Raw genomic sequence first — 25,575 nt, forward strand, 5'->3', positions numbered from 1 at the left:
GTGACCGCCATGTTGCAAGTCAGTGTTTACCGCTACAACCCTGATCAGGACGCCGCGCCGTTCATGCAGGATTTCCAGGTCGATACCGGTGGCAAAGACCTGATGGTGCTGGATGTGCTCGCTCTGATCAAAGAGCAGGACGAAGGCTTTTCGTACCGTCGTTCGTGCCGCGAAGGCGTGTGCGGTTCCGATGGCATGAACATCAACGGCAAGAATGGCCTGGCCTGCATCACTCCGCTGTCGGCCGTGGTCAAGGGCAACAAGATGGTGGTTCGTCCACTGCCTGGCCTGCCGGTCATCCGTGATCTGGTTGTCGACATGAGCATCTTCTACAAGCAGTACGAGAAGGTGAAGCCATTCCTGCAGAACGACACGCCTGCTCCGGCCATCGAACGCCTGCAGACGCCGGAAGAGCGCGAAAAGCTCGACGGCCTGTACGAGTGCATCCTGTGCGCCTGCTGCTCGACGTCGTGCCCTTCGTTCTGGTGGAACCCCGACAAATTCCTCGGCCCCGCTGCGTTGCTGCAAGCCTATCGCTTCCTGGCTGACAGCCGCGACACCAAGACTGAAGAGCGCCTTGCCTCGATGGACGATCCGTTCAGCGTATTCCGCTGCCGCGGCATCATGAACTGCGTCAACGTTTGCCCGAAAGGCCTTAACCCAACCAAGGCTATTGGTCACGTGCGCAACATGTTGCTCAAAAGCGGTGTCTGATCCAGTCGCACCTGTAATATCGCAGCACCCGCTACTGCAGTACCCGTAAACGCTGCGGCGCAGGCTTCAACCGGCGCCGTAGTTTTAACCTGAGCAGTTGTCGTATGGCCTCAGCTCTTATTTTGAAGAAATGAAACCAGCAGGGGCATCCGGGCTGGTACCCGGACTATCTGCGTGATTCCTAGTGACTTGAAGTCGCTGCACATGGACTTTTCAAGTTTGCGCTGGCATCGACGCCGATGGTGTCCCCTAACCGAGGGTGACCAAGCATGCAAGAAAGCGTGATGCAGCGCATGTGGAACAGCGCCCACCTTTCCGGTGGTAACGCTGCCTATGTGGAAGAGCTCTACGAGCTCTACCTGCACGACCCTAACGCTGTGCCAGAAGAGTGGCGCACCTATTTTCAGACGTTGCCGGCTGACGGCAGCACTGCCACCGATGTATCGCACTCGACGGTTCGCGATCATTTCGTGTTGCTGGGGAAAAACCAGCGCCGCGCCCAACCGGTCTCCGCCGGCAGCGTGAGCAGCGAGCATGAGAAGAAGCAAGTTGAAGTACTGCGGCTTATCCAGGCATTCCGTATGCGCGGCCATCAGGCGGCGCAACTCGATCCTCTGGGTTTGTGGCAGCGGACTGCGCCAGCTGACCTGTCGATCAACCATTACGGTTTGACCAACGCTGACCTCGATACCACATTCCGTGCCGGCGACCTGTTCATCGGCAAGGAAGAAGCGAGCCTACGCGAAATCGTTGAATCGTTGCAGCAGACATATTGCCGCACCATCGGCGCCGAGTTCACCCACATCGTCGATTCCAACCAGCGCAACTGGTTCATGCAGCGCCTCGAGAGCGTGCGGGGCCGTCCAGCCTATTCCGCTGACCTCAAGAGCCATCTGCTTGAGCGCGTGACTGCGGCCGAGGGTCTGGAAAAGTACCTGGGCACCAAGTACCCGGGCACCAAGCGTTTTGGCCTGGAAGGCGGGGAAAGCCTCATCCCGATGCTCGACGAGCTGATCCAGCGTTCCGGGTCCTACGGGACCAAGGAAGTGGTCATCGGCATGGCCCACCGTGGCCGTCTCAACGTGCTGGTCAACACCTTCGGTAAAAACCCGCGCGACCTGTTCGACGAATTCGAAGGCAAGAAAAAGGTCGAGCTGGGTTCCGGTGACGTGAAATATCACCAGGGCTTCTCGTCCAACGTCATGACCACCGGTGGCGAAGTTCACCTGGCGATGGCCTTCAACCCGTCTCACCTGGAGATCGTTTCTCCGGTGGTCGAGGGTTCTGTGCGCGCCCGTCAGGACCGCCGTAACGACGCCACCGGCGAGAAGGTTCTGCCGATCTCGATCCACGGTGACGCTGCGTTCGCCGGTCAGGGTGTCGTGCTGGAAACCTTCCAGATGTCGCAGACCCGCGGCTTCAAGACGGGCGGCACGATCCACATCGTGATCAACAACCAGGTCGGCTTCACCATCAGCAAGCAGGAAGACTCGCGCTCGACAGAGTACGCGACCGACGTTGCCAAGATGATTCAGGCACCGATTCTTCATGTGAATGGCGATGACCCGGAAGCCGTGTTGTTCGTCACTCAGCTGGCCATCGATTACCGCATGCAGTTCAAGCGTGACGTGGTGATCGACCTGGTCTGCTACCGTCGTCGCGGCCACAACGAGGCCGACGAGCCAAGCGGCACCCAGCCGCTGATGTACCAGCAGATCGCCAAGCAGCGCACCACGCGCGAGCTGTACGCCGACGCTCTGGCTGCAGCCGGTGTTCTCAACGCAGAAGCGGCTCAGACCAAGGTCGACGAGTACCGCAACGCGCTGGACAACGGCATGCACGTGGTCAAGAGCCTGGTCAAGGAGCCGAACAAGGAATTGTTCGTCGACTGGCGTCCTTACCTGGGTCACGCGTGGACCGCACGTCACGACACCAGCTTCGACCTCAAGACTCTTCAGGAGCTGTCGGCCAAGCTGATGGAAGTGCCGGAAGGGTTCGTGGTTCAGCGTCAGGTTCAGAAAATCTACGAAGACCGCCAGAAGATGCAAGTCGGCGGGCTTCCGATCAACTGGGGCTACGCAGAAACCATGGCTTACGCCACGCTGGCGTTTGAAGGCCATCAGGTGCGCATCACCGGTCAGGACGTGGGTCGCGGTACGTTCTCGCACCGTCACGCCGTGCTGCACAACCAGAAAGACGGCGCCACTTACGTGCCGTTGCAGAACCTGTACGCCGGTCAGCCGCGTTTCGACCTGTACGACTCGTTCCTGTCGGAAGAGGCGGTACTGGCGTTCGAATACGGTTACTCGACCACTCAGCCCAATGCGCTGGTGATCTGGGAAGCCCAGTTCGGTGACTTCGCCAACGGTGCACAGGTCGTGATCGACCAGTTCATCACCAGCGGCGAGCACAAGTGGGGTCGTTTGTGCGGCCTGACGATGCTGTTGCCGCATGGCTACGAAGGGCAGGGCCCGGAGCACTCTTCGGCCCGTCTTGAGCGTTACCTGCAATTGTGCGCGGAGCACAACATTCAGGTGTGCATGCCTACCACCCCGGCACAGATCTACCATCTGCTGCGCCGTCAGGTGATTCGCCCGCTGCGCAAGCCGCTGATCGTGCTGACGCCGAAGTCGTTGCTGCGCCACAAGCTGGCCGTTTCGACCCTGGAAGATCTGGCCCATGGCTCGTTCCAGACCGTCATCCCGGAAATCGACACCCTCGATGCCGCCAAAGTGACGCGTCTGGTGCTGTGCAGTGGCAAGGTTTACTACGACCTGTTGGAAAAACGCCGTGCCGAAGGCCGCGAAGATATCGCCATCGTGCGTATCGAGCAGCTCTACCCGTTCCCGGAAGACGACCTGATGGAGGCCATCGCGCCTTACTCCAACTTGACCCACGTGGTCTGGTGTCAGGAAGAGCCGATGAACCAGGGCGCCTGGTACAGCAGTCAGCACCACCTGCGCCGCAGCATCGGCAATCACAACCGCAATCTCGTGCTCGAGTATGCCGGCCGTGACGCTTCAGCTGCTCCTGCTTGTGGTTACGCTTCGATGCACGCCGAACAGCAGGAAAAACTGCTGAAAGACGCGTTTTCCGTTTAACGCCTTCGCGCACTTGAAACCGAATTAAAGGAATTACAGATAATGGCTATTGAGATCAAAGCCCCCTCTTTCCCGGAATCCGTTGCCGACGGCACCGTTGCCACCTGGCACAAGAAGCCGGGCGACGCAGTCAAGCGTGACGAACTGATCGTTGATATCGAAACCGATAAAGTCGTCCTGGAAGTATTGGCCGAAGCTGACGGCGTACTGGGCGCAATCGTTGCCGAAGAGGGCGCTACTGTCCTGTCGAACCAGCTGCTGGGCTCGATCGAAGAGGGCGGTGCCGCCGCCGCTCCAGCCGCCGCTGCACCTGCTTCGGCTGCCGCAGCTCCTGCTCAGGCCGCCGCGCCTGCTGCTGCACCTGCTGCCGCAGCCGGTGACGAAGACGCCATCGGAGCTCCAGCTGCCCGCAAGCTGGCCGAAGAAAATGGCATCAACCTTGCCAGCGTCAAGGGCACTGGCAAGGACGGCCGTGTGACCAAGGAAGACGTGGTCGCTGCCATCGAAGCGAAGAAATCCGCTCCGGCCGCTGCGCCTGCTGCCAAACCTGCCGCAGCTGCCGCTGCGCCTGTTGCTGCCGCTGGCGATCGTACCGAGAAGCGCGTGCCGATGACCCGTCTGCGCGCCAAGGTTGCCGAACGTCTGGTTGAAGCTCAGTCGAACATGGCGATGCTGACAACGTTCAACGAAGTCGACATGACTGAAGTCATGGCGCTGCGTTCGAAGTACAAGGACCTGTTCGAGAAGTCCCACAACGGCGTACGCCTGGGCTTCATGTCGTTCTTCGTCAAGGCGGCGACCGAAGCGCTGAAGCGCTTCCCGGCTGTCAACGCGTCGATCGACGGCTCGGACATCGTCTACCACGGTTATGCCGACGTCGGCGTTGCCGTATCGAGCGACCGCGGCCTGGTGGTTCCAGTGCTGCGCAACGCCGAGCAGATGAGCCTGGCTGAAATCGAGGGCGGCATCGCCACCTTCGGCAAGAAAGCCCGTGACGGCAAACTGTCCATCGACGAGATGACTGGCGGTACCTTCACCATCACCAACGGTGGTACTTTCGGTTCGATGATGTCGACGCCGATCGTCAACCCGCCGCAAGCGGCCATCCTGGGCATGCACAACATTCTGCAGCGTCCTATGGCGATCAACGGTCAGGTTGTCATTCGTCCAATGATGTACCTGGCGTTGTCTTACGATCACCGTCTGATCGACGGTAAAGAAGCCGTGACCTTCCTGGTCACCATCAAGAACCTGCTGGAAGACCCGGCGCGTTTGCTGCTGGACATCTGATTAACGGACAGCTGCAAGCCGCACGCGCCAAGCTGCAAGTAATAGCAGCCTGGCGCCAGCGCTTGGGTCGTCGCAACATCTCATGAACAGGCTGCAACTCGTCTGTAAAGCATCACGGATCAGCTTGCAGCTTGTGGCTTAAAGCTCGCAGCTAAAGAGGAACTCTTTTCTATGTCCCAGAAATTCGACGTGGTAGTGATTGGCGCTGGCCCTGGCGGCTACGTGGCTGCCATCAAGGCTGCACAACTTGGTCTCACGACTGCCTGCATCGAGAAGTATCAGGATAAAGAGGGCAAGCTCGCCCTGGGCGGCACCTGCCTGAACGTAGGCTGCATTCCTTCCAAGGCGCTGCTCGACAGCTCCTGGAAATTCTACGAAGCCAAGAACCAGTTCGGTGTTCACGGCATCTCGGTCGGCGACGTCAAAATGGACGTTGCTGCCATGATTGGCCGCAAGTCTCAGATCGTCAAAGGCCTGACCGGTGGCGTTGCCAGCCTGTTCAAAGCCAACGGCGTTACTTCCCTGCAGGGTCACGGCAAACTGCTGGCCGGCAAGAAGGTCGAGCTGACCAAGCCTGACGGCACCACCGAAGTCATCGAAGCGGACAACATCATTCTGGCGTCCGGTTCGCGTCCGATCGACATCCCGCCGGCTCCAGTCAACCAGGTCACCATCGTCGATTCGACCGGTGCCCTGGAATTCCAGGCAGTGCCTGAGCGTCTGTGCGTGATCGGCGCAGGCGTCATCGGTCTGGAACTGGGCTCCGTGTGGGCACGTCTGGGCGCGAAAGTGACCGTTCTCGAAGCACTGGAGAAGTTCCTGCCAGCGGCTGACGAAGCGGTTGCCAAGGAAGCATTGAAGACGTTCACCAAGCAGGGTCTGGACATCAAACTCGGCGCCCGTGTTACCGGCTCCGAGGTCAAAGGCGATGAAGTCGTTGTGAAATACACCGACAACGCCGGCGAGCAGAACATCACTTTCGACCGCGTCATCGTGGCCGTAGGCCGCCGCCCGGTCACCACCGAGCTGCTGGCTGCCGACAGCGGCGTCGACATCGACGAGCGCGGTTTCATCTTCGTCAATGACCAGTGCGAAACCAGCGTCCCAGGCGTCTTCGCCATCGGTGACGTGGTCCGTGGTCTGATGCTGGCGCACAAGGCGTCGGAAGAAGGCATCATGGTTGTCGAGCGCATCAAGGGTCACAAGACCCAGATGAACTACGACCTGATTCCTTCGGTCATTTACACGCACCCGGAAATCGCATGGGTCGGTAAAACCGAGCAGACCTTGAAGGCTGAGGGCGTTGAGGTTAACGTCGGCAGCTTCCCGTTCGCGGCCAGCGGCCGTGCAATGGCAGCGAACGATACCGGCGGTTTCGTCAAGGTCATCGCTGACGCCAAGACCGACCGTGTGCTGGGTGTACACGTCATTGGTCCAGGCGCTGCAGAGCTGGTTCAGCAGGGCGCGATCGGTATGGAGTTCGGCACCAGTGCCGAAGACATCGGCATGATGGTCTTCTCTCACCCGACGCTGTCCGAAGCACTGCACGAAGCGGCTCTGGCGGTGAATGGCGGCGCCATTCACATCCAGAACAAGAAAAAACGCTAAAGATAACCACGGCGGTCCGCCCGTCGTAGGCCCTGTTCGCAGGGTTTACCGCGGAAGGTCCGTTGGACTCGAACTTCCGGCACGCAAGCAGGCATCAGGCCTGACCTGTGTGTCGGGAGAAGCGGTCACAGGTGGTGCGGCACGCTTTGACGAGCAGCACCGAATGCGCAGTACCTAACGAAGACGGTAATAAGCATGAATCTTCACGAGTATCAGGGTAAGCAGCTGTTTGCTGAATACGGCCTGCCAGTATCCAAGGGCTATGCAGTAGACACCCCGGAAGCAGCAGCAGAAGCGTGCGACAAGATCGGCGGAACCGAATGGGTCGTCAAAGCCCAGGTTCACGCGGGTGGTCGCGGTAAAGCGGGCGGCGTAAAGCTGGTTCGCAGCAAGGAAGACGCAGCTGCGTTCGCTCAACAGTGGTTGGGCAAGCGTCTGGTCACTTATCAGACTGATGCCAATGGCCAGCCAGTCACCAAGATCCTGGTTGAATCGTGCACTGACATCGCCAAAGAGCTGTACCTGGGCGCTGTAGTCGATCGTTCGAGCCGCCGTATCGTGTTCATGGCTTCCACCGAAGGTGGCGTGGACATCGAGAAAATCGCTCACGACACGCCTGAAAAGATTCTCAAAGCCACCATCGATCCACTGGTTGGCGCTCAGCCATTCCAGGGTCGCGATCTGGCATTCCAGCTGGGTCTGGAAGGCAAGCAGGTCACCCAGTTCGCCAAGATCTTCACCGGTCTGGCCAAGCTGTTCCAGGACCACGACCTGGCCCTGCTGGAAGTGAACCCGCTGGTGATCAAGGCTGACGGCGATCTGCACTGCCTCGACGCCAAGATCAACATCGACGCCAACGCCATGTACCGTCAGCCAAAGCTGAAGGCTTTCCACGACCCGTCGCAAGACGACCCGCGCGAAGCCCACGCTGCCAAGTTCGAACTGAACTACGTGGCACTGGAAGGCAACATCGGCTGTATGGTCAACGGTGCTGGCCTGGCCATGGGCACCATGGACATCGTCAACCTGCATGGCGGCAAGCCAGCCAACTTCCTTGACGTTGGCGGCGGTGCCACCAAAGAACGCGTTACCGAAGCGTTCAAGATCATTCTGTCCGATACCAACGTCGCAGCAGTACTGGTCAACATCTTCGGCGGCATCGTTCGTTGCGACATGATTGCCGAAGGCATCATTGGCGCAGTGAAAGAAGTCGGCGTGAAAATCCCGGTTGTTGTTCGCCTTGAAGGCAACAACGCTGAGCTGGGCGCTAAAGTACTGGCAGAAAGCGGCTTGAACATCATCGCAGCTACCAGCCTGACCGACGCTGCTCAACAAGTCGTCAAAGCTGCGGAGGGCAAATAATGAGCGTCCTGATCAATAAAGACACCAAGGTTATCTGCCAGGGCTTCACCGGCTCGCAGGGTACCTTCCACTCCGAGCAAGCCATTGCCTACGGCACCAAAATGGTTGGCGGCGTGACTCCAGGCAAGGGCGGCACCACGCACCTGAACCTGCCAGTGTTCAACACTGTGTCCGAAGCAGTAGAGAAAACCGGCGCAACCGCTTCGGTTATCTACGTTCCGGCTCCGTTCTGCAAGGACTCCATCCTTGAAGCAGCGTTCGGCGGCATCAAGCTGATCGTCTGCATCACCGAAGGCATCCCGACCATCGACATGCTGGAAGCCAAGGTCAAGTGCGACGAACTGGGTGTGGTCCTGATCGGTCCTAACTGCCCAGGCGTCATCACTCCGGGCGAGTGCAAGATCGGCATCATGCCAGGTCACATTCACTTGCCAGGCAAGGTCGGTATCGTGTCGCGTTCCGGCACCCTGACTTACGAAGCTGTGAAGCAGACCACTGACGCCGGTTTCGGTCAGTCGACTTGCGTCGGTATCGGTGGTGACCCGATTCCGGGTTCGAACTTCATCGACATCCTGAAGCTGTTCCAGGAAGACCCGAAGACCGAAGCGATCGTCATGATCGGTGAGATCGGCGGCTCTGCTGAAGAAGAAGCGGCGGCCTACATCAAGGCTCACGTGACCAAGCCAGTGGTTTCCTACATCGCTGGTGTGACTGCTCCTCCGGGCAAGCGCATGGGCCATGCGGGCGCGATCATCTCCGGCGGCAAAGGCACTGCAGACGAGAAATTCGCTGCACTGCAGGACGCAGGCGTTAAAACCGTGCGTTCGCTGGCAGACATCGGCAAAGCCCTGGCTGAGCTGACCGGTTGGGAAGTGAAGAAGGCCTAATCGCCCTCGTCTCACTGGCTGATCACCAAAAGCCACCTTCGGGTGGCTTTTGCGTTTCTGGCGTTTGATAAGGAGAGGGCAGACGAGTCGCGACTGATAAAGCTGTAAGAGCCGGCCTGCTGGCGAACGGACTAGAACAACGCACACCATTGGATGAATCTCCACAACTCACGGCCAGCGCGCGCCTGCAACAGAGCCGCAGAGGGTGCCGACTGATCAGGATCGCTCGATTTTTGTAAGACATTTCTGATATGCGACACCAACGTGCGTTCAACGGTCGCACCGCCCTGTATCGGTGCGGGAAATGGGTTAGGCTAGCCGCCGTTTTGCGCAGTCAGCCCCCACAAGGAGCAGGCGCGCGCTCAGGGTCTGTCTTAAAAGGGCGGGCAGCATTTCCCCCACCCTCAGGGAAATCCTCTCTTAATTCCGATTCAGCAGTGTGGTTTCCTTGATGAAAGTGTTGAAAGGCCAGGACATTCTGGCACTGGGTTTCATGACGTTCGCGTTGTTCGTGGGCGCCGGCAATATCATTTTCCCCCCGATCGTAGGCCTGCAGGCCGGGCCTAACGTGTGGATGGCCGCTCTGGGCTTTCTGGTCACGGCCGTGGGCCTGCCCGTGGTCACCGTGATCGCGCTGGCCAAGGTCGGCGGTGCCATGGACGCGTTGAGCAGTCCTATCGGCAAGGTGGCCGGGACGGTTCTGGCCGCAGTGTGCTATCTCTCGGTGGGGCCGTTGTTCGCAACGCCACGCACGGCCACTGTGTCTTTTGAAGTCGGTCTGGCGCCGCTGACGGGTGAAAGCCCGCTGGCGCTGTTCCTGTACAGCCTGGTTTATTTTGTCCTGGTGTTCTGGATTTCCCTGTATCCGGGCCGTCTGCTCGACACGGTAGGGCGCTTTCTGGCGCCACTGAAGATCATCGCGCTGGCCATCCTCGGCGTCGCAGCATTCGCCCTGCCTGCCGGCGACGTCGGTGTTGCCGAGCCCGCCTACGTGGCAGCGCCGTTCTCCCAGGGCTTCATCAATGGTTACCTGACCATGGACACCCTGGGCGCGCTGGTCTTCGGCATTGTCATCGTCAACGCAATTCGCTCGCGCGGTGTCGAGTCCCCACGGCTCATCACCCGTTACGCCATCATTGCCGGCCTGATCGCCGGTGTAGGCCTGGCGCTGGTTTACATCAGCCTGTTCCGTCTGGGCTCCGACAGCCATGCCATCGCCGCCGGCGCCAGCAATGGCGCAGCGGTGTTGCACGCTTATGTGCAGCATACCTTTGGCACATTGGGCAGCAGTTTTCTCGCCGTGTTGATCTCCCTGGCCTGTCTGGTTACAGCGGTTGGGCTGACCTGTGCCTGCGCCGAATATTTCAGCCGGGTGCTGCCGCTGTCCTACAAGACCCTGGTGATCCTCCTGGCGGCGTTTTCGTTGCTGGTGTCCAACCTCGGTCTGACCAAACTGATCCAGTTCTCGATTCCAGTGCTGACGGCCATCTATCCGCCATGCATTGCGTTGGTGGCCTTGAGTTTCTGCAAGGATTTCTGGCGGGAGCAGGGTCGGATCGTCGCGCCGGTCATGCTGGTGGCGTTTCTGATTGGCGTGGTGGATGCAGTCAAGGGTTCCGCCTGGGGCGAACACCTGCCGGATGCGCTGGCGCATCTGCCGCTCAGTGAACAAGGCCTGGCCTGGTTGATCCCGTCGCTGATCACCTTGCTCGGCGCATTTTTGGTCGACCGACTGCTGGGAAAACGCAGCGAAGCACTGGCCTGATGCATATCGCGAACGGCGATGTCCGCCGCGCTGGTCATTCACTAAACGCATAAAAAACAAAGCCCGCTAAATGCGGGCTTTGTTTTTTTGAAACTTTGGAAATTACGGCTTAGTTGCCGGTGCAGCCTGGTTTGCTTCTTTAGCGCGCTCTTGAGCGGCTTCAGCATTCTTTTGAGCGGCTTCCTGACTTTCTTTGGCAGCGTCGTTCACTTTGTCTTGTGCTTTTTGCATCGATTCCTGCGACTGCTCGGCAGCCTTGTTTGCATCTTGCTGTTTATCTTCGGATTTTTTGTCGCAGGCGGCGAGGCCCAGAGTGGCAGACAGCATCAGGGCAATAGCTAAAGATTTACGCATGGGGTGTTTCTCCTTATTGGTCATCAACGTGCCTTCGAGCACCCGGTTATAAGGATAGTTCCATATCGGGGCGGGATAAATAATATGGCTTTCACAGCGGCTCCTTCGCTCCGATAACACCCTTCGATTATTTGTGCAGGCAATGCAGCGATATTGAAGAGGGTTACGGGTGTGCTGTGCGCATGAAGATTGTTCGTCGAGCGCACCCGTGTCCCTTGAAATCGTCGTCCAAGCCCCCACCTTGTTCACAACCCGTTGCTCGGAGCCGCTTTCGGCCTTCGGTGCAGCTACCCCCTATTTGTGTGGACTGATTGGAGTTTGATGACCATGAGTGTGGAAACTCAAAAGGAAACCCTGGGCTTCCAGACCGAGGTGAAGCAACTGCTGCACCTCATGATCCATTCGCTGTATTCGAACAAGGAGATTTTCCTGCGTGAGCTGATCTCCAACGCGTCGGACGCGGTGGACAAGCTGCGTTTCGAAGCGCTGTCCAAGCCCGAGCTGCTGGAAGGCGGCGCCGAGCTGAAGATTCGCGTCAGCTTCGACAAGGATGCGCGCACGGTCACCCTGGAAGACAACGGCATCGGCATGAGCCGTGAAGACGTCATCACCCACTTGGGGACCATTGCCAAGTCCGGCACCGCCGACTTCATGAAAAACCTCTCCGGTGACCAGAAGAAGGATTCCCACCTGATCGGTCAGTTCGGCGTCGGTTTCTACTCCGCGTTCATTGTTGCCGACCAGGTTGAAGTGTTCACCCGTCGCGCAGGCCTGCCGGCCCGCGAAGGCGTGCACTGGTCCTCGAAAGGCGAGGGCGAGTTCGAAGTGGCCACGGTGGAGAAAGCCGATCGCGGTACGCGCATTGTGCTGCGCCTCAAGAGCGCTGAAGACGAGTTTGCGGACGGGTATCGCCTGCGCAACATCATCAAGAAGTATTCCGATCACATCGCCCTGCCGATCGAACTGCCCAAAGAGCAGGCCGCGGTGGAAGGCGAAGCCGAGGTTGTGCAGGAGTGGGAAACCGTCAACCGCGCCAGCGCGCTATGGACCCGCCCACGCACCGAAGTCAAGGACGAGGAATACCAGGAGTTCTACAAGCACATCGCTCACGACTTCGAGAATCCGTTGACGTGGAGCCATAACAAGGTCGAGGGCAAGCTGGAATACAGCTCCCTGCTCTATGTGCCGGCCCGTGCACCGTTCGATCTTTACCAGCGTGAAGCCCCGCGTGGCCTGAAGCTGTATGTGCAACGCGTGTTTGTGATGGACCAGGCCGAATCGTTCCTGCCTCTCTATCTGCGGTTCATCAAGGGTGTGGTCGATTCCAACGATCTGTCCCTGAACGTCTCGCGTGAAATCCTGCAGAAAGACCCGATCATCGATTCGATGAAGTCTGCACTGACCAAGCGCGTGCTGGACATGCTGGAAAAACTGGCGAAGAACCAGCCTGAAGAATATAAAGGCTTCTGGAAAAACTTCGGGCAGGTCTTGAAAGAAGGCCCGGCCGAAGACTTCGCCAACAAGGAAAAAATCGCCGGCCTGTTGCGTTTCGCGTCGACCTCCGACGACAGCGGCGAGCAGAGCGTTTCTTTGGCCGACTACCTGTCGCGTGCCAAGGAAGGCCAGGACAAAATCTACTACCTGACCGGTGAGAGCTACGCGCAGGTCAAGAACAGTCCGCACCTTGAAGTCTTCCGCAAGAAGGGCATCGAAGTGCTGCTGCTGACCGACCGTATCGATGAGTGGCTGATGAGCTACCTGAGCGACTTCGACGGCAAAGGGTTTGTCGACGTTGCACGCGGCGACCTGGACCTTGGCAAGCTTGATTCCGAAGAAGACAAGAAGGCCCAGGAAGAGGTGGCAAAAGACAAGGAAGGCTTGATCGAGCGCTTGAAGACCGCACTGGGCGATGCCGTCAGCGAGGTCCGCGTTTCTCATCGCCTGACCGATTCGCCTGCAATTCTGGCGATCGGTGAGCAGGATCTGGGTCTGCAGATGCGTCAGATCCTGGAAGCGAGCGGTCAAAAGGTGCCGGACTCTAAGCCGATTTTCGAATTCAACCCGTCGCACCCGTTGATTGGCAAGCTGGACAACGAGCAGAACGAGGACCGTTTCGGCGATCTGTCGCACATCCTGTTCGACCAGGCTGCGCTGGCTGCGGGCGACAGCTTGAAAGATCCGGCCGCTTACGTGCGCCGTTTGAACAAGTTGTTGGTTGAGCTCTCGGTATAACATTTGCGTCACGACAGAACCCGCCTCGGCGGGTTTTGTCATTTTAATGTCCCTCCATCCTTATCAGCAGGAGTCTGTAATGAGCAATGTGACTGTGCAGTCCGTCGTCTACCAGATCGACGGCGTAAGCTACGAAAGCCGTCTGGCCTTCAGCGAGAGTGCTCAGGCCGCACCGGGCCTGGTGATGGCGCCCAACTGGATGGGCGTCAGCGACGATGCCGAACAGATTGCCATGGACGTAGCAGGGAAGGGCTATGTGGTGCTACTGGCGGACTTGTACGGGCAGTCAGTGCGCCCGGGCAATGGTGATGAAGCAGCGGCTGCCATGATGCCCTTGAAGAACGATCGCGTGCTGCTCAACCGTCGCATGCAGGCCGCACTGGATCAGCTCACTTCCCAACGCACTGCCGCTGTCGATACCTCGCGGCTGGCGGTGTTTGGTTTCTGCTTTGGCGGTTGCTGTGCGCTTGAGCTGGCGCGCACCGGGGCTCCATTGAAGGCCGCTGTTTCATTCCATGGCACGCTGGATACGCCAAACCCTGCAGATGCCAACAACATTCAGGGCAAGGTGCTCGTCCTGCACGGCGCATCGGATCCGCTGGTGCCGAAAGAGCAATTGCCGGCGTTCGAGGCAGAGATGAATGCGGCCAATGTGGATTGGCAGTTGCTCAGCTACGGCGGTGCGTTTCACTCGTTCACCGATCCCCATGCGAACAACCCGGGCGTGCAGATGTACAACCCGACCGTGTCCAAGCGTGCGTTTACCTCGATGCATAATCTGCTGGACGAGGTGTTCGCCGGCTGACCCTGTGAGTCGGGCAGCTGCTGAGTGGCTGGATTTTCAGCGTCCAGCAACTGCCTGATGTGAAGCATTCGCCAGCAAGCCGGCTCCTACAGGTGATGCGGAACTGCGGTTATTTTCGTGGCATTGGCATTGGAACTGGCAATTCAATTCGCTCCACTTCTCCGGGCACAGTTGGCCAATCGCCAGCGGCCCACTTCGCTCTAGCCTGGTCGATCAGCGCTGGATCGCTCGCCACGAAGTTCCAGTTCATCCTTCTTGGCCCATCCAGTGGCGCTCCGCCAATCAGTACCGCATGGCATTCGCTCTGTGCGAACAGCGTGGGTTCGCTGCCCGGATCAAGCACAACCAGGCTTCGTGGCGATAATGGCTCACCATCCACTGTCAACTCGCCTTGGATCACGTACAGAGCACGTTCTGCATGTTCCGCCGGGACACGCAGCGTCGTTGCTGTTTGCAGGCTCAGCTCCGCGTACAGCGTGGGCGACAGCACCGGCACGGGCGACTTCAAACAGAAACCCTCGCCGGCGATCAGGCGAATACGAATGCCCATAGCGTCACTCACTGGCAGCGTCGGGGCAGGGTGATGGCTGTAATGGCCGTCGCCGTGTTCGTGGGTTTTCGGCGATGCCAGCCACACTTGCAGCCCGTGCAACCGCGAGCCGCTCGCACGCAATGCCTCGGGAGTGCGCTCAATGTGGGCGATGGCACTGCCGGAGGTCATCCAGCTGACTTCGCCGGGCCTGACGTGCTGATCGCTGCCGAGGCTGTCCTTGTGCAGGATCTCGCCCGCGAACAGGTAGGTCAGGGTCGACAGGCCTATGTGCGGGTGCTGACGAATATCCATCCCGGAGCCAGGCATGTAGGTGGTTTCGAGCATATGGTCGAAGAAGACGAAAGGTCCGACGCTGCGGCATCGGGCGGAGGGGAGAGGGCGCAGGATGGGTTGGCCTTCTACGTCCTCGACGCGAGGAATTATGGTCAGCATGGCGGGTACTCAAAGGCCTGGTACGAATGACTGAGCGAAATTTATCGGCAATCCACGTTTCCCGATAGCAGCGTTGTGATGCGCGGGAACGGTTTTGTAATGATTTATTACGAAGTTTTGAACGGTGCCTCAGAGAATTGTCCTACAGAACCATTTCCTGAAGCCGACACCTCTGGAAACAGCTTTTTCGAAGCAGCGTTCTAGGAAGGGACAGGGTATGACCGTTAGAAACATGAACATCGCGCCACGCGCAGCACTTGGCTTTGGTCTGCTTGCCCTGCTGGTGTTTGCGTTGGGGATATTTGCCCTGGTGCAGATGTCCAGCATGCGCAACCAATCGGACCACGTGGAAACCAAGTGGCTGCCTAGCGTGATGGAGCTTGGCGCCCTTGGGCAGGACCTGATGCGGGTCCGAACCTTGACGCTGCGTCTGATGCTCAACCGAAGCCCCGAGGCGCTGCGCGACAACGCTGGCAAGCTGGACCAACTCAAGGCAGGGCTGAAAGTCACGCAGCAAAATTACGCGGCGTTGATTGGCTCGCCACGCGAACGCGAGCTGTATGAGGCTTTCGCCGCTGTCCAGGCTGCCTACATGCAGCGACAGGACAAGGTCATGGAGCTCTCTGCTGCGGGTCTGACCGATGAAGCACTGAAGATGATCAACGGCGAGATGACACAGCTCGCCGACAAAATGACGGTCGCCCTGAATGAGCTGACAACGCTGAACAAGCAAGGCGCCCTGGATGCAAGCGATCTGGCCCGGGCTGTGTTTTCCAGTGCGTTCGCCTGGGTTGTCGGCATGATGCTGCTGACAGCGTTGATGACCCTGTTGCTGGCCTGGGGCCTGACCCGAAGCATCGTCAGGCCGATCGCACAGGCTCTGGGCATCGCTCAAGTGGTGGCAGCCGGCGACCTCACCGCAGACATCGTTGTGGAGGGTCGCGATGAACCGGCTCGGCTGCTGGAAGCACTGAAGGTCATGCAGCAAAGTCTGCGTCGCACCATCATGCGCATCGCCGACTCCTCGAACCAGCTGGCGTCGGCGTCGGAAGAGCTGAGCACGGTCACAGAAGACGCTACGCGGGGCCTGCATCAGCAGAGTCTGGAGATCGATCAAGCCGCCACCGCAGTCAATGAGATGACGGCGGCGGTGGAAGAGGTGGCACGCAACGCGGTCGCCACCTCCGAGGCGTCAGGGGAGTCGGACCGGATTGCGCAGCATGGCCGCGAGCAGGTTCAGCAGACCGTAGCCTCTATCGCGCATTTGGCCGAGGACGTCACTGAAGCGGGCGAGCAGGTCGAAACCCTCGCGCAGAAGGTTTACGGCATCACCAAAGTGCTGGACGTGATCCGCTCCGTGGCGGAACAGACCAACCTGCTGGCGTTGAACGCAGCGATCGAAGCAGCCCGTGCAGGTGAGGCGGGCCGCGGTTTCGCCGTGGTGGCCGATGAGGTCCGGGCCCTGGCGCATCGCACGCAGTCGTCGACACAGGAAATTGAACAACTGGTGGGCGACATTCGCCAAGGCACCGATCAGGCTGTGGCCGCGATGCAAGGCAGCAACAGCCGCGCGCAGACGACCCTGGAGCTGGCGCAGTCGGCAGGGGTTGCACTGGATGAGATCGCGGCGGCCATTACGCTGATCACTGAACGCAACGTGGTCATCGCCAGCGCGTCGGAAGAGCAGGCTCAGGTGGCGCGTGAGGTGGACCGCAATCTGACCAACATTCGCGACATCTCGCTGCAGAGTTCGGCGGGAGCCAACCAGACCAGCGCTGCCAGCCATGAGCTGTCGAGGCTCGCGACCGATCTGAATGGCATGGTTGCAGCATTTTCGGTGTGACAACCGCCCCTTTCCCGGCTAAAGCCGGTCCCACTAAGTGAACGCGGTGCTGGCGTGGGACTGGCTAAAGCCGGTCTCACTAAGACGCGGCGCAGTTGTAGGACTGGCTTCAGCCGGGAATGCGCCGGTCAGGGCTCCGTCAATCTTGCAGTGTGCCGCCGACGGCGTTCCCGGCTAAGCCTCTGCTGCAAATCGTGTCTGAGCTTTGGCAGTGACCGCATTCTCCAGGCATAAAAAAGGCGCCCCTCAGGGCGCCTTTTTTAGTGCTGCTCGGCGTGTTACTTGCCAGTCCAGCGCTTCATCACCAGCGTGGCGTTGGTGCCACCGAAGCCAAAGCTGTTGCTCATCACCAGGTTGAGCTCGGTGTTCTCGCGGGTTTTGGTCAGGATCGGCATGTCGGCAACCGCTGGGTCCAGCTCGTCGATGTTCGCCGAGCCAGCCATAAAATTACCTTCCATCATCAGCATGCAGTAGATCGCTTCGTGGACGCCGGCAGCGCCCAGCGAGTGACCCGACAGGCTCTTGGTGGAGCTGATCGCAGGAGCCTTGTCGCCGAATACTTCGCGAACGCCTTCCATTTCCTTGACGTCGCCGACAGGGGTGGAAGTGCCGTGGGTGTTCAGGTAGTCGATGCTGCCATCAACGGTGGACAGCGCCTGCTGCATGCAGCGAATGGCGCCCTCGCCGCTAGGGGCGACCATGTCGTAACCGTCGGACGTGGCGCCGTAGCCGACCAGTTCGGCGTAGATTTTCGCGCCACGGGCCAAAGCGTGCTCCAGCTCCTCGACCACAACCATGCCGCCGCCACCGGCGATGACGAAACCGTCACGGTCGGCATCGTAAGCGCGGGAAGCCTGTTCCGGCGTCTCGTTGCGCTTGCTGGACAGTGCGCCCATGGCATCGAACAGGAACGACTGGCTCCAGTGCTCTTCTTCGCCGCCGCCGGCGAAAACGATGTCCTGCTTGCCCATCTGAATCTGTTCCATGGCAGTACCGATGCAGTGGGCACTGGTTGCACAGGCAGACGCGATGGAGTAGTTCAGGCCCTTGATCTTGAACGGCGTCGCCAGACAGGCCGAGACCGTGCTGCTCATGGTACGGGTGACCCGGTATGGACCGACGCGCTTGACGCCTTTCTCACGCAGGATGTCCAGCGCTTCCATCTGGTTGAGCGTCGATGCGCCGCCGGAACCTGCGATCAGACCGGTACGCGGGTTGGACACCTGCTCTTCTGTCAGACCGGAATCGGTAACAGCGTCCTTCATGGCCAGATAGGCATAGGCAGCCGCGTGGCCGACGAAGCGGAAGATCTTGCGATCGATCAGCTCTTCAAGATTGAGGTCAATGGAGCCCGAAACCTGGCTGCGCAGACCCATTTCGGCGTATTCCGGGTTGAATCGGATGCCAGGGCGACTTGCACGCAGGTTGGCGGAAACGGTGTCTTTGTCATTGCCCAAGCAGGAAACAATGCCCAGACCAGTGATAACGACGCGGCGCATGCGAATACCCTTAGAAATTGTCAGTGGAAGTGAAGACGCCGACACGCAGGCCTTCAGCGGTATAGATTTCACGGCCGTCCACGCTGACCGAACCATCGGCGATGGCCAGATTCAGCTTGCCTTTGAGGACGCGCTTGATGTGAATGTTGTAGGTGACTTTCTTCGCAGTCGGGAGGACCTGACCGAAGAATTTGACTTCGCCCGAACCCAGTGCGCGACCGCGGCCCGGCAGGCCCTGCCAGCCGAGGAAGAAACCGACCAACTGCCACATGGCATCCAGGCCCAGGCAGCCTGGCATCACCGGGTCGCCCTCGAAGTGGCAGGCAAAGAACCACAGGTCAGGGTTGATATCGAGTTCGGCGACCAATTCACCTTTGCCGAACTTGCCGCCTTCTTCGCTGATCAGGGTGATGCGATCCACCATCAGCATATTAGGGGCGGGCAGTTGCGCATTACCTGGGCCGAACAGCTCGCCGCGACTGCAGCGCAGCAGGTCTTCCCGGGTAAAGGCGTTTTGTTTGGTCATGCGAACTCCTCGATAATCCTGTGCGGCAGGGTGTGGCGTTACTTACCCAATCTGGCCAGCGGGTCATCCCTCTGCTGGCAGCCTACTCATAGACTATTGCGTTGTAGTGAAAGTCACAGCACGGGTGAAATGAATGTACACCTGTGCACTGAAATTTTTCGTCCGCACGTCGGCGTGGGTCGAATCGGCACACAAGACTGCCGGAATTTATCATTTACCGCCAGTCGCAGATGCCTTAATGGTCAACCATCGCTGCAAAACCTGCTGCAAATCAGTGCGTTTGAATGGCTTGGCCAGGTAATCGTTCATTCCGGCCTGCAGGCAGATCTCCCGATCACCGTGCTGGGCATTGGCGGTCAGGGCAATGATGGGGAGCGTTGCCAGGCCCGGCAGCGTCCGGATTCGGCGCGTGGCCTCGTAGCCGTCCATGACCGGCAGTCGGCAATCCATCAAGATCAGCGCGAAGCTTTCCTGGCTGGCCATGCTCACCGCCTCAGCGCCGTCGGCTGCGACGCTGACCTGCAGACCCAGACTGCGCAGCATCGCTTCGACCACCGTACGATTCACCGGGTTGTCCTCGACCAGCAGCACACAGGCATCGCGGCTCTGGGGCAGATCGCTGACCGTGCCCGGCGGAGGGACGCTCAACGGCTGGTTGACACGCTCCAGCGGTATCTGCAGCCGGAATACCGAGCCCAGACCCTCGCTGCTTTGCGCCCCCAGCGAGCCGCCCATGCGCTCGGCCAGGCTGCGCGCGATGGGCAGGCCCAGGCCTGTGCCGCCATAGCGACGCGAGATCGAATTGTCGGCCTGCTGGAACGCGTCGAACATTGATTCCAGCAAGTCCGGGGAGATACCAATCCCGCTGTCACGGACCGCGCAGGTAAACAGAATGTGGTGCGGATCGGGCTGAGTGAACCCGGCTTCGACGCGCACGCTGCCCACTTCGGTGAACTTCAGGGCGTTGCCGATCAAATTGACCAGTATCTGCCTGATGCGTGTCGGATCGCCCTTGACCTGCAGCCCCTCCAGCGAGGGTGGCATGTCCAGCTGCAATGCCAGGCCGCGCTGCTGTGCGTTGTGAGCAAATGCCTGAACCGACGTCGCGATAAGGTCCGCCAGATTGAAGGTAATGCTTTCCAGCTCGAGTGCGTCGCGCTCGAATCGCGAAAAGTCGAGGATGTCGTTGATGACCCGCAGCAGGTGCTCGGTTGACTCCATGGCCAGCGCCGCATACTCGGCCTGCTCGTCGGTCATTTTCGTGGTTTCCATCAGCTGCAGCATGCCCAGTACGCCGTTCATCGGTGTCCGCAGCTCATGGCTCATCATCGCCAGAAATTCGGATTTCGCATTGTTGGCGCGCTCGGCTTCTTCCCGGGTCCGGATCAGCTCGTCCATCGCCTGCTTTTGCTCACGGCTGGCTTTCTCAAGGCCCAGGGCCAGATTGTTGATGTGCCGGGCCAGATCACCCAGCTCGGCATCATCCGCAACGGGGAGCGGGGCGGAGTAGTCACCCTGCTGAATAGCTTTCACCGCATCACTCATGGCGCTGATCGGCTGCGACAGGCTCAGCGACAGGCGCCTGGCCAGCAAGTACGTGAACAACAAGGCGAACATCGCCAGCACCCCGGCCTTGAGCAGTATTTCCTGCTCGCGCTGGTTGAAGGCGTCGCTGGACATGCCTACCAATACGCGTCCCAGATAGGCTTCGACCGGCACGCTGGGATCTTCGACGGAGCCGCGCCCGCTGGCGGTCGCCCAGCCCGCTTCGGCGGTTTCAGACTGCAGGCGGATGGGTGCCTGAAAGACTTCCATTTGCCGCGCACGGCCTTGCGCTTCAGCGGGTTCGACATGCACCAGGACTTCGCCAGCGCTATTGCGAACCTCAAGAAACCGCACGTGCGGCGTGGTCATGGTGGCGTTCATGAGGTGTTCGAGCAGCGCTGTGTTACCCGCAATGACGCCGTATTCCGTGGCGGGTGCCAGTTGATTGGCGATGAGCTGCCCGGTGTGATTGAGCTCCTGCCGCAGGTCCTGAATACGCACCACGGTGAAGAAGCTGATCAACAGTAACGTGAGCAACAACGCCGGGCCGAGGCTGAGGATCTGCGTCCGGGTGCTGATGTTCCATCCGCGCTGGGCCGTCACCGCGAGGCTCCGGTGGTCGCAATCCACAGAGATAGGCGCTGCTCAGGCATGGCAGAACCCGACGGGCAGAAGGCTGTGAACGGTGGGGGTCATGTAACGGATCTCTTCGGGAGCGACCTAACGATAGCTCATCGGCGCCCTGGCGGAATTTTCATCCTGGGCGCGCATCTTAACCGAGCCGTGGGCAATTTCCTTGATGATAGTGGGGCCTGGACGAGATGTTCGTGAGTGCGCCTTTTGCCGCTGGTCGCCGGCACAACGCCCCGTATAATGCCCGCATCGCCAGATGTGATGGCCCTGAATGGATTGTGTTATGACCGAGCAGCAACCTATAGCGGTCCTTGGCGGCGGCAGCTTCGGGACCGCAGTGGCCAATCTGTTGGCTGGCAACGGCCATCGGGTGAAGCAGTGGATGCGGGACCCGGAGCAGGCCGCGGCCATTCGCGACAACCGCGAAAACCCGCGGTACCTCAAGGGTATCAAAGTACTCGACGGCGTCGAGGCAGTCACCGACCTGCAAGCTACGCTGCAAGGTAGCGAGCTGGTTTTCGTGGCGTTGCCCTCAAGCGCATTACGCAGCGTGCTGACGCCACACGTCGAGCTGCTCACCGGCAAAATGCTGGTCAGCCTGACCAAGGGGATCGAAGCCGACACCTTCAAACTCATGAGCGAGATCGTTCAGGACATCGCCCCCGCTGCACGAATCGGGGTGCTGTCGGGTCCCAACCTTGCGCGCGAGATCGCCGAGCACGCCCTGACCGCAACGGTCGTGGCCAGCGAAGATGAGGAGCTCTGTCAGCAGGTCCAGGCAGCGTTGCATGGCCGCACATTCCGCGTGTACGCCAGCGCCGATCGTTTTGGCGTGGAACTGGGCGGTGCACTGAAAAACGTTTACGCCATCATTGCCGGCATGGCGGTGGCCCTGAACATGGGCGAAAACACTAAAAGCATGTTGATCACCCGGGCGCTGGCGGAGATGACCCGCTTTGCCGTCAGCCAGGGCGCCAACCCGATGACGTTTCTGGGTCTGGCCGGAGTCGGCGACTTGATCGTTACCTGCTCATCGCCCAAGAGCCGCAATTATCAGGTCGGCTTTGCGCTGGGGCAGGGGCTGAGTCTTGGCGAGGCCGTCACCCGGTTGGGCGAGGTCGCGGAGGGCGTCAATACGCTCAAGGTGCTCAAGGCCAAGGCGCAGGAGCTGCAAGTGTATATGCCGCTTGTGGCCGGGCTCCATGCCATCCTCTTCGAGGGGCGCACGCTGGAGCAGGTCATCGAGTTGCTGATGCGCGCCGAGCCGAAAACCGACGTCGATTTCATTTCAATCAGTGGTTTCAACTGATCCCATTTCTGGAGAAGGCTCTTGAACGAATCCAAACTCAAGCAACACGAATCGATCCTGCTGCGGGTTCTGTGGATGGTGCTGTTTGTGCTGGTCTGGCAGGTGGCAGAGACGGTGCTGGCGGTCGTGGTACTGGCCCAGCTGGTCTATCGCCTGTTCAACGGCGCGCCGAGCCTCGGCATGATGTCGTTCGGTGACAGCCTGAGCCAATACCTGGCGCAGATCGGTCGTTTCGGCACGTTCAACACTGACCAGAAGCCCTGGCCCTTTGCTGACTGGCCAACGCCACGCGCGCCCGACGGAGAGACTCCTTATACGGTGCCGGTTACGCCATACGCCTCGCCTGTGACGCCCGCATCCACGCCCGCACACCCCCCGACAGCGACACCGACACCGACACCGACACCTGAGCCATCGCCTGAGCCATCACCGGAGCCGGAACTTGCTGCCCCGCCAGCCGTGGCCCCCACACCACCGACGGCCCCAACCCCGCCGGCAAAGCGTGACGAGGAGCCAAAGCTGTGAACGTATGGATTTTGCGCCATGGCCAGGCTGCCCCCCAGGCGCGCACTGACGCTGAACGAGAGCTGACCGCCAAAGGACGCGAGGAAGTCTTGCGCAGCGCCGCTCACCTGATGGGCCAACCGCTGCAGCGCATCATTGCCAGCCCGTACGTGCGCGCGCAGCAGACCGCAGAGTTGGTCCGTCAGGCTCTGGGGTTTACCGGCTCCATCCTCACCGTGCCGTGGCTCACCCCGGACAGCAATCCGCGCAGAGTGCTCGATGAGCTGGAAGCGTACAACACAGAAGACGTGTTGCTGGTCAGTCACCAACCGCTGGTTGGCGCGCTGATCGGGCTCGCGGTACATGGCTCCGTGCAACAGCCTCAGTCGATGCACACCGCCAGTCTCGCCCATCTTGAGGCCGATTTGCCCCTTGCTGGCGGCATGGAACTGGTGGATGTTCGCCACGCAGAATGAGACGCGAGAGGGACGTTTTGCGCGTCTCTCTCGCGTGACGCATGCAATGCTGCCCTTTTGAACAACAAGGAAGAAACCATGAGCCTGTGGCGCAAACCCCCCGATCTGAACGCCCTCAATACCCTGCAGAAGAACACCATCGGCGAGGTGCTGGATATTCGCTTCGACGCAGTCGACAACCAGTCTCTGACGGCAAGCATGGCCGTCGATCAGCGCACCCATCAGCCTTACGGTTTGTTGCATGGCGGCGCGTCGGTGGTGCTTGCCGAGACTGTGGGTTCGACTGCGAGTTATCTGGTCATCGATACCGATCGGTTTTTTTGCGTAGGCATCGAGGTCAACGCCAATCATCTGCGCGGCGTGCGCAGTGGTCGGGTCACGGCGGTGGCGCATCCGGTCCACATCGGGCGCACGACGCATGTGTGGGACATCCGGCTGACGACCGAAGATGGCAAACCTTGCTGCATTTCCCGTCTGACCGTCGCAGTGGTGCCCCACGGTGAGCAGCCTCCCTCACGCTGACGTACCAGAGGGGGCTGATTATTTTCAGCGCTTCGACGTGAATTAATCTGTCCCCAGGGTGCGCGGTCCGGTTGCGAGGGTTTGCTTGATGGCAGACATTTCGCACCTCGGCGAGTCACTCGATCAAAAGCACACCAAAAGCTTCCCGGCTAAAGCCGGTCCCACTGAGCGCACGCGCTGTTGTCGGTGGGACCGGCTCTTCCCGGCTAAAGCCGGTCCCGCTGAGCGCACGCGCTGTTGTTGGTGGGACTGGTTCTTCCCGGCCGGGGCTGGTCCCACTGACCGTACCCGCTGCTGTTAGTGGGACTGGTTCTTCCCGGCTGGGGCTGGTCCTACTGACCGTACGCGCTGCTGTTGGTGGGACCGGCTTTAGCCGGGAAGAGGCCGGTTTGGGCACCATCAGCCTTGGGGTATAACGCTTGATCGTTTTCATGCTCCGCGTGGGAATGCCGTCCCGGTCGGCTCCGCCTTGCCGCCGGTTGCCGTTTTGGAGAGATAGGCGGTCATTCCCTCCCGCCCAGATAAACGCCCCCATGACCGGAGTGGCCTCATTGATGGCAGTTCCGATCATTGCCGGCCCGGTCAGCTGGTGCGCACAATCGCGGCTTGTTCTGGTTGCCCTGGATGCGTCGGCATGGCCCAACTTCTTTTTTTCGCTCACGCCAACGGATTTCCGTCAGGCACCTACGGCAAGCTGTTCGCCGCGCTGGGATCCGAGTATGAGATCCGCCATCTGGAGCAGCACGCGCATGATCCCCAGTTCCCGGTGACCGACAACTGGCCGGAGCTGGTGGATGAGCTGATACATCACCTGCGCCAGCTGCCGCAGCCCGTCTGGGGCGTAGGCCATTCGCTGGGCGGCGTGCTGCACTACCATGCCGCGCTGCGTCATCCCGAGTTGTACCGTGGCGTGGTCATGCTGGATTCGCCGGTCTTGACGCGCTTCGATCAATGGATGATTCGTGCCGCCAAGCGCTTGGGTTTTATCGATCGCATCACGCCCGCAGGCCGGACGTTGGGGCGTCGTGAAGTGTTCAGCAGCGTGGAGGCGGCGCGCCAGTATTTCTCCGGCAAGTCCCTGTTTCGGCGTTTCGACCCCGAGTGCTTCGAGGCGTATTTGCGCCATGGATTGCAAGCGGATGGAGACGGTTTGCGGTTGCGTTTTGATCCGGCGACCGAAATCAGCATTTACCGCAGCGTGCCCCACACCAGTCCGGGCCTTGCCCGTCAGTTGCGGGTTCCGCTTGCGATGGTGCGCGGCGAAAGCAGTGACGTGGTGCGCCGCCACCATGCGCTCTCTGTCAAAAACATGCGCAAAGGCCTGTACCTTTGCGTACCTGGCGGACACATGTTTCCCCTCGAATACCCGGAAGACACAGCGCTCATGCTCAGGACCTTGATGTCCCGCTGGGCGGAAGAAGAAGGCAGCATGAAGCCCGACGCGGTGCTTGAACGGGCGCGCGCATGACGGGCTCTGTTGCAGACTGTTTCAATCGCGTCTTCGCCGTTCCTTGACTTGCGACCTGCAACTGCCGACGCTGGGGCAGTTGAAACAGGAGACTGCACGATGGACCATTGCCTACGCCCCGACCTTTTATTTTCCAGCACGCCGCGC

The 25,575-nt window shown here is 59.9% G+C and carries 18 protein-coding genes and 4 pseudogenes; 16 read left to right on the forward strand and 6 right to left on the reverse strand.

The annotated features are described in order from the left end of the window. Positions 1–9: 9 nt before the first annotated feature. From LT42_RS01740 to brnQ, 7 genes are all read left to right on the forward strand, one after another. Positions 10–714 carry a succinate dehydrogenase iron-sulfur subunit gene (locus LT42_RS01740; RefSeq protein ID WP_037009391.1) on the forward strand — a complete coding sequence of 235 codons (705 nt, stop codon included), beginning with the start codon at positions 10–12 and terminating at the stop codon, positions 712–714. 269 nt (positions 715–983) lie between these two features. Next, entirely contained in the window at positions 984–3,815 is a 2,832-nt protein-coding gene (locus LT42_RS01745; RefSeq protein WP_037009394.1) for a 2-oxoglutarate dehydrogenase E1 component, read from the forward strand. Positions 3,816–3,857: 42 nt separating this feature from the next. Further along, on the forward strand, positions 3,858–5,105 hold the full coding sequence (odhB, locus tag LT42_RS01750) for a 2-oxoglutarate dehydrogenase complex dihydrolipoyllysine-residue succinyltransferase (RefSeq protein ID WP_037009395.1): 1,248 nt from the start codon (positions 3,858–3,860) through the stop codon (positions 5,103–5,105). 171 nt (positions 5,106–5,276) lie between these two features. After that, positions 5,277–6,713, forward strand: coding sequence for a dihydrolipoyl dehydrogenase (gene lpdA / locus LT42_RS01755; protein WP_037009396.1), 1,437 nt, complete (start codon positions 5,277–5,279; stop codon positions 6,711–6,713). Positions 6,714–6,908: 195 nt separating this feature from the next. Next, the gene (sucC, locus tag LT42_RS01760; RefSeq protein ID WP_004882574.1) at positions 6,909–8,075 is read left to right on the forward strand and encodes an ADP-forming succinate--CoA ligase subunit beta; all 1,167 of its coding nucleotides are present in this window, start codon (positions 6,909–6,911) and stop codon (positions 8,073–8,075) included. Further along, on the forward strand, positions 8,075–8,962 hold the full coding sequence (gene sucD / locus LT42_RS01765) for a succinate--CoA ligase subunit alpha (protein WP_037009399.1): 888 nt from the start codon (positions 8,075–8,077) through the stop codon (positions 8,960–8,962). Before sucC ends, sucD begins: the two co-directional genes overlap by 1 nt. A gap of 451 nt (positions 8,963–9,413) precedes the next feature. Then, positions 9,414–10,727, forward strand: a complete 1,314-nt coding sequence (gene brnQ / locus LT42_RS01770; RefSeq protein ID WP_037009401.1) for a branched-chain amino acid transport system II carrier protein — start codon at positions 9,414–9,416, stop codon at positions 10,725–10,727. Between the two features lie 102 nt (positions 10,728–10,829). Here the strand turns inward: brnQ and LT42_RS01775 are convergent, their stop codons facing one another. Then, positions 10,830–11,081, reverse strand: a complete 252-nt coding sequence (locus LT42_RS01775) for a hypothetical protein (protein WP_037009404.1) — start codon at positions 11,079–11,081, stop codon at positions 10,830–10,832. 327 nt (positions 11,082–11,408) lie between these two features. Between LT42_RS01775 and htpG the strand changes: the two genes are divergently transcribed. Both htpG and LT42_RS01785 read left to right on the forward strand, forming a co-directional pair. Continuing rightward, positions 11,409–13,313, forward strand: a complete 1,905-nt coding sequence (gene htpG, locus LT42_RS01780; protein ID WP_037012765.1) for a molecular chaperone HtpG — start codon at positions 11,409–11,411, stop codon at positions 13,311–13,313. 79 nt (positions 13,314–13,392) lie between these two features. Beyond that, entirely contained in the window at positions 13,393–14,118 is a 726-nt protein-coding gene (locus LT42_RS01785; RefSeq protein ID WP_037009408.1) for a dienelactone hydrolase family protein, read from the forward strand. 109 nt (positions 14,119–14,227) lie between these two features. Here LT42_RS01785 and LT42_RS01790 read toward each other — a convergent pair whose 3' ends face one another. Continuing rightward, positions 14,228–15,103, reverse strand: coding sequence for a pirin family protein (locus LT42_RS01790; protein WP_037009411.1), 876 nt, complete (start codon positions 15,101–15,103; stop codon positions 14,228–14,230). Between the two features lie 232 nt (positions 15,104–15,335). Between LT42_RS01790 and LT42_RS26380 the strand changes: the two are divergent. Next, positions 15,336–16,088, forward strand: a pseudogene (locus tag LT42_RS26380) (MCP four helix bundle domain-containing protein); the annotation flags it as partial. 21 nt (positions 16,089–16,109) lie between these two features. After that, positions 16,110–16,946 carry a methyl-accepting chemotaxis protein gene (locus tag LT42_RS26385; RefSeq protein WP_420806883.1) on the forward strand — a complete coding sequence of 279 codons (837 nt, stop codon included), beginning with the start codon at positions 16,110–16,112 and terminating at the stop codon, positions 16,944–16,946. 278 nt (positions 16,947–17,224) lie between these two features. Here LT42_RS26385 and fabB read toward each other — a convergent pair whose 3' ends face one another. From fabB to LT42_RS01810, 4 genes and pseudogenes are all read right to left on the reverse strand, one after another. Beyond that, positions 17,225–18,445, reverse strand: a complete 1,221-nt coding sequence (gene fabB / locus LT42_RS01800) for a beta-ketoacyl-ACP synthase I (RefSeq protein ID WP_037009415.1) — start codon at positions 18,443–18,445, stop codon at positions 17,225–17,227. Between the two features lie 10 nt (positions 18,446–18,455). Further along, positions 18,456–18,971 (reverse strand): 3-hydroxyacyl-[acyl-carrier-protein] dehydratase FabA, encoded by a 516-nt coding sequence (gene fabA / locus LT42_RS01805; protein WP_037009417.1) that lies wholly within the window; start codon positions 18,969–18,971, stop codon positions 18,456–18,458. Between the two features lie 210 nt (positions 18,972–19,181). Beyond that, positions 19,182–19,565: pseudogene (locus tag LT42_RS26390) on the reverse strand (response regulator); the annotation flags it as partial. Positions 19,566–19,630: 65 nt separating this feature from the next. Continuing rightward, positions 19,631–21,119, reverse strand: a pseudogene (locus LT42_RS01810) (sensor histidine kinase); the annotation flags it as partial. A 313-nt stretch (positions 21,120–21,432) separates the two neighbouring features. Between LT42_RS01810 and LT42_RS01815 the strand changes: the two are divergent. From LT42_RS01815 to LT42_RS01835, 5 genes and pseudogenes are all read left to right on the forward strand, one after another. Next, complete coding sequence (locus LT42_RS01815; RefSeq protein ID WP_037009421.1) at positions 21,433–22,458, forward strand: NAD(P)H-dependent glycerol-3-phosphate dehydrogenase; 1,026 nt, start codon at positions 21,433–21,435, stop codon at positions 22,456–22,458. Positions 22,459–22,533: 75 nt separating this feature from the next. Further along, positions 22,534–22,794, forward strand: a pseudogene (locus tag LT42_RS26125) (DUF4389 domain-containing protein); the annotation flags it as partial. Between the two features lie 185 nt (positions 22,795–22,979). Further along, the gene (gene sixA, locus LT42_RS01825) at positions 22,980–23,438 is read left to right on the forward strand and encodes a phosphohistidine phosphatase SixA (protein ID WP_037009423.1); all 459 of its coding nucleotides are present in this window, start codon (positions 22,980–22,982) and stop codon (positions 23,436–23,438) included. Between the two features lie 78 nt (positions 23,439–23,516). After that, complete coding sequence (locus tag LT42_RS01830; RefSeq protein ID WP_037009426.1) at positions 23,517–23,960, forward strand: hotdog fold thioesterase; 444 nt, start codon at positions 23,517–23,519, stop codon at positions 23,958–23,960. A gap of 634 nt (positions 23,961–24,594) precedes the next feature. After that, positions 24,595–25,428 (forward strand): alpha/beta fold hydrolase, encoded by an 834-nt coding sequence (locus LT42_RS01835; protein ID WP_037009428.1) that lies wholly within the window; start codon positions 24,595–24,597, stop codon positions 25,426–25,428. The last annotated feature ends 147 nt before the right edge of the window (positions 25,429–25,575 follow it).

Origin of the sequence: Pseudomonas lutea (assembly GCF_000759445.1) — a bacterium.
GTDB lineage: Bacteria > Pseudomonadota > Gammaproteobacteria > Pseudomonadales > Pseudomonadaceae > Aquipseudomonas > Aquipseudomonas lutea.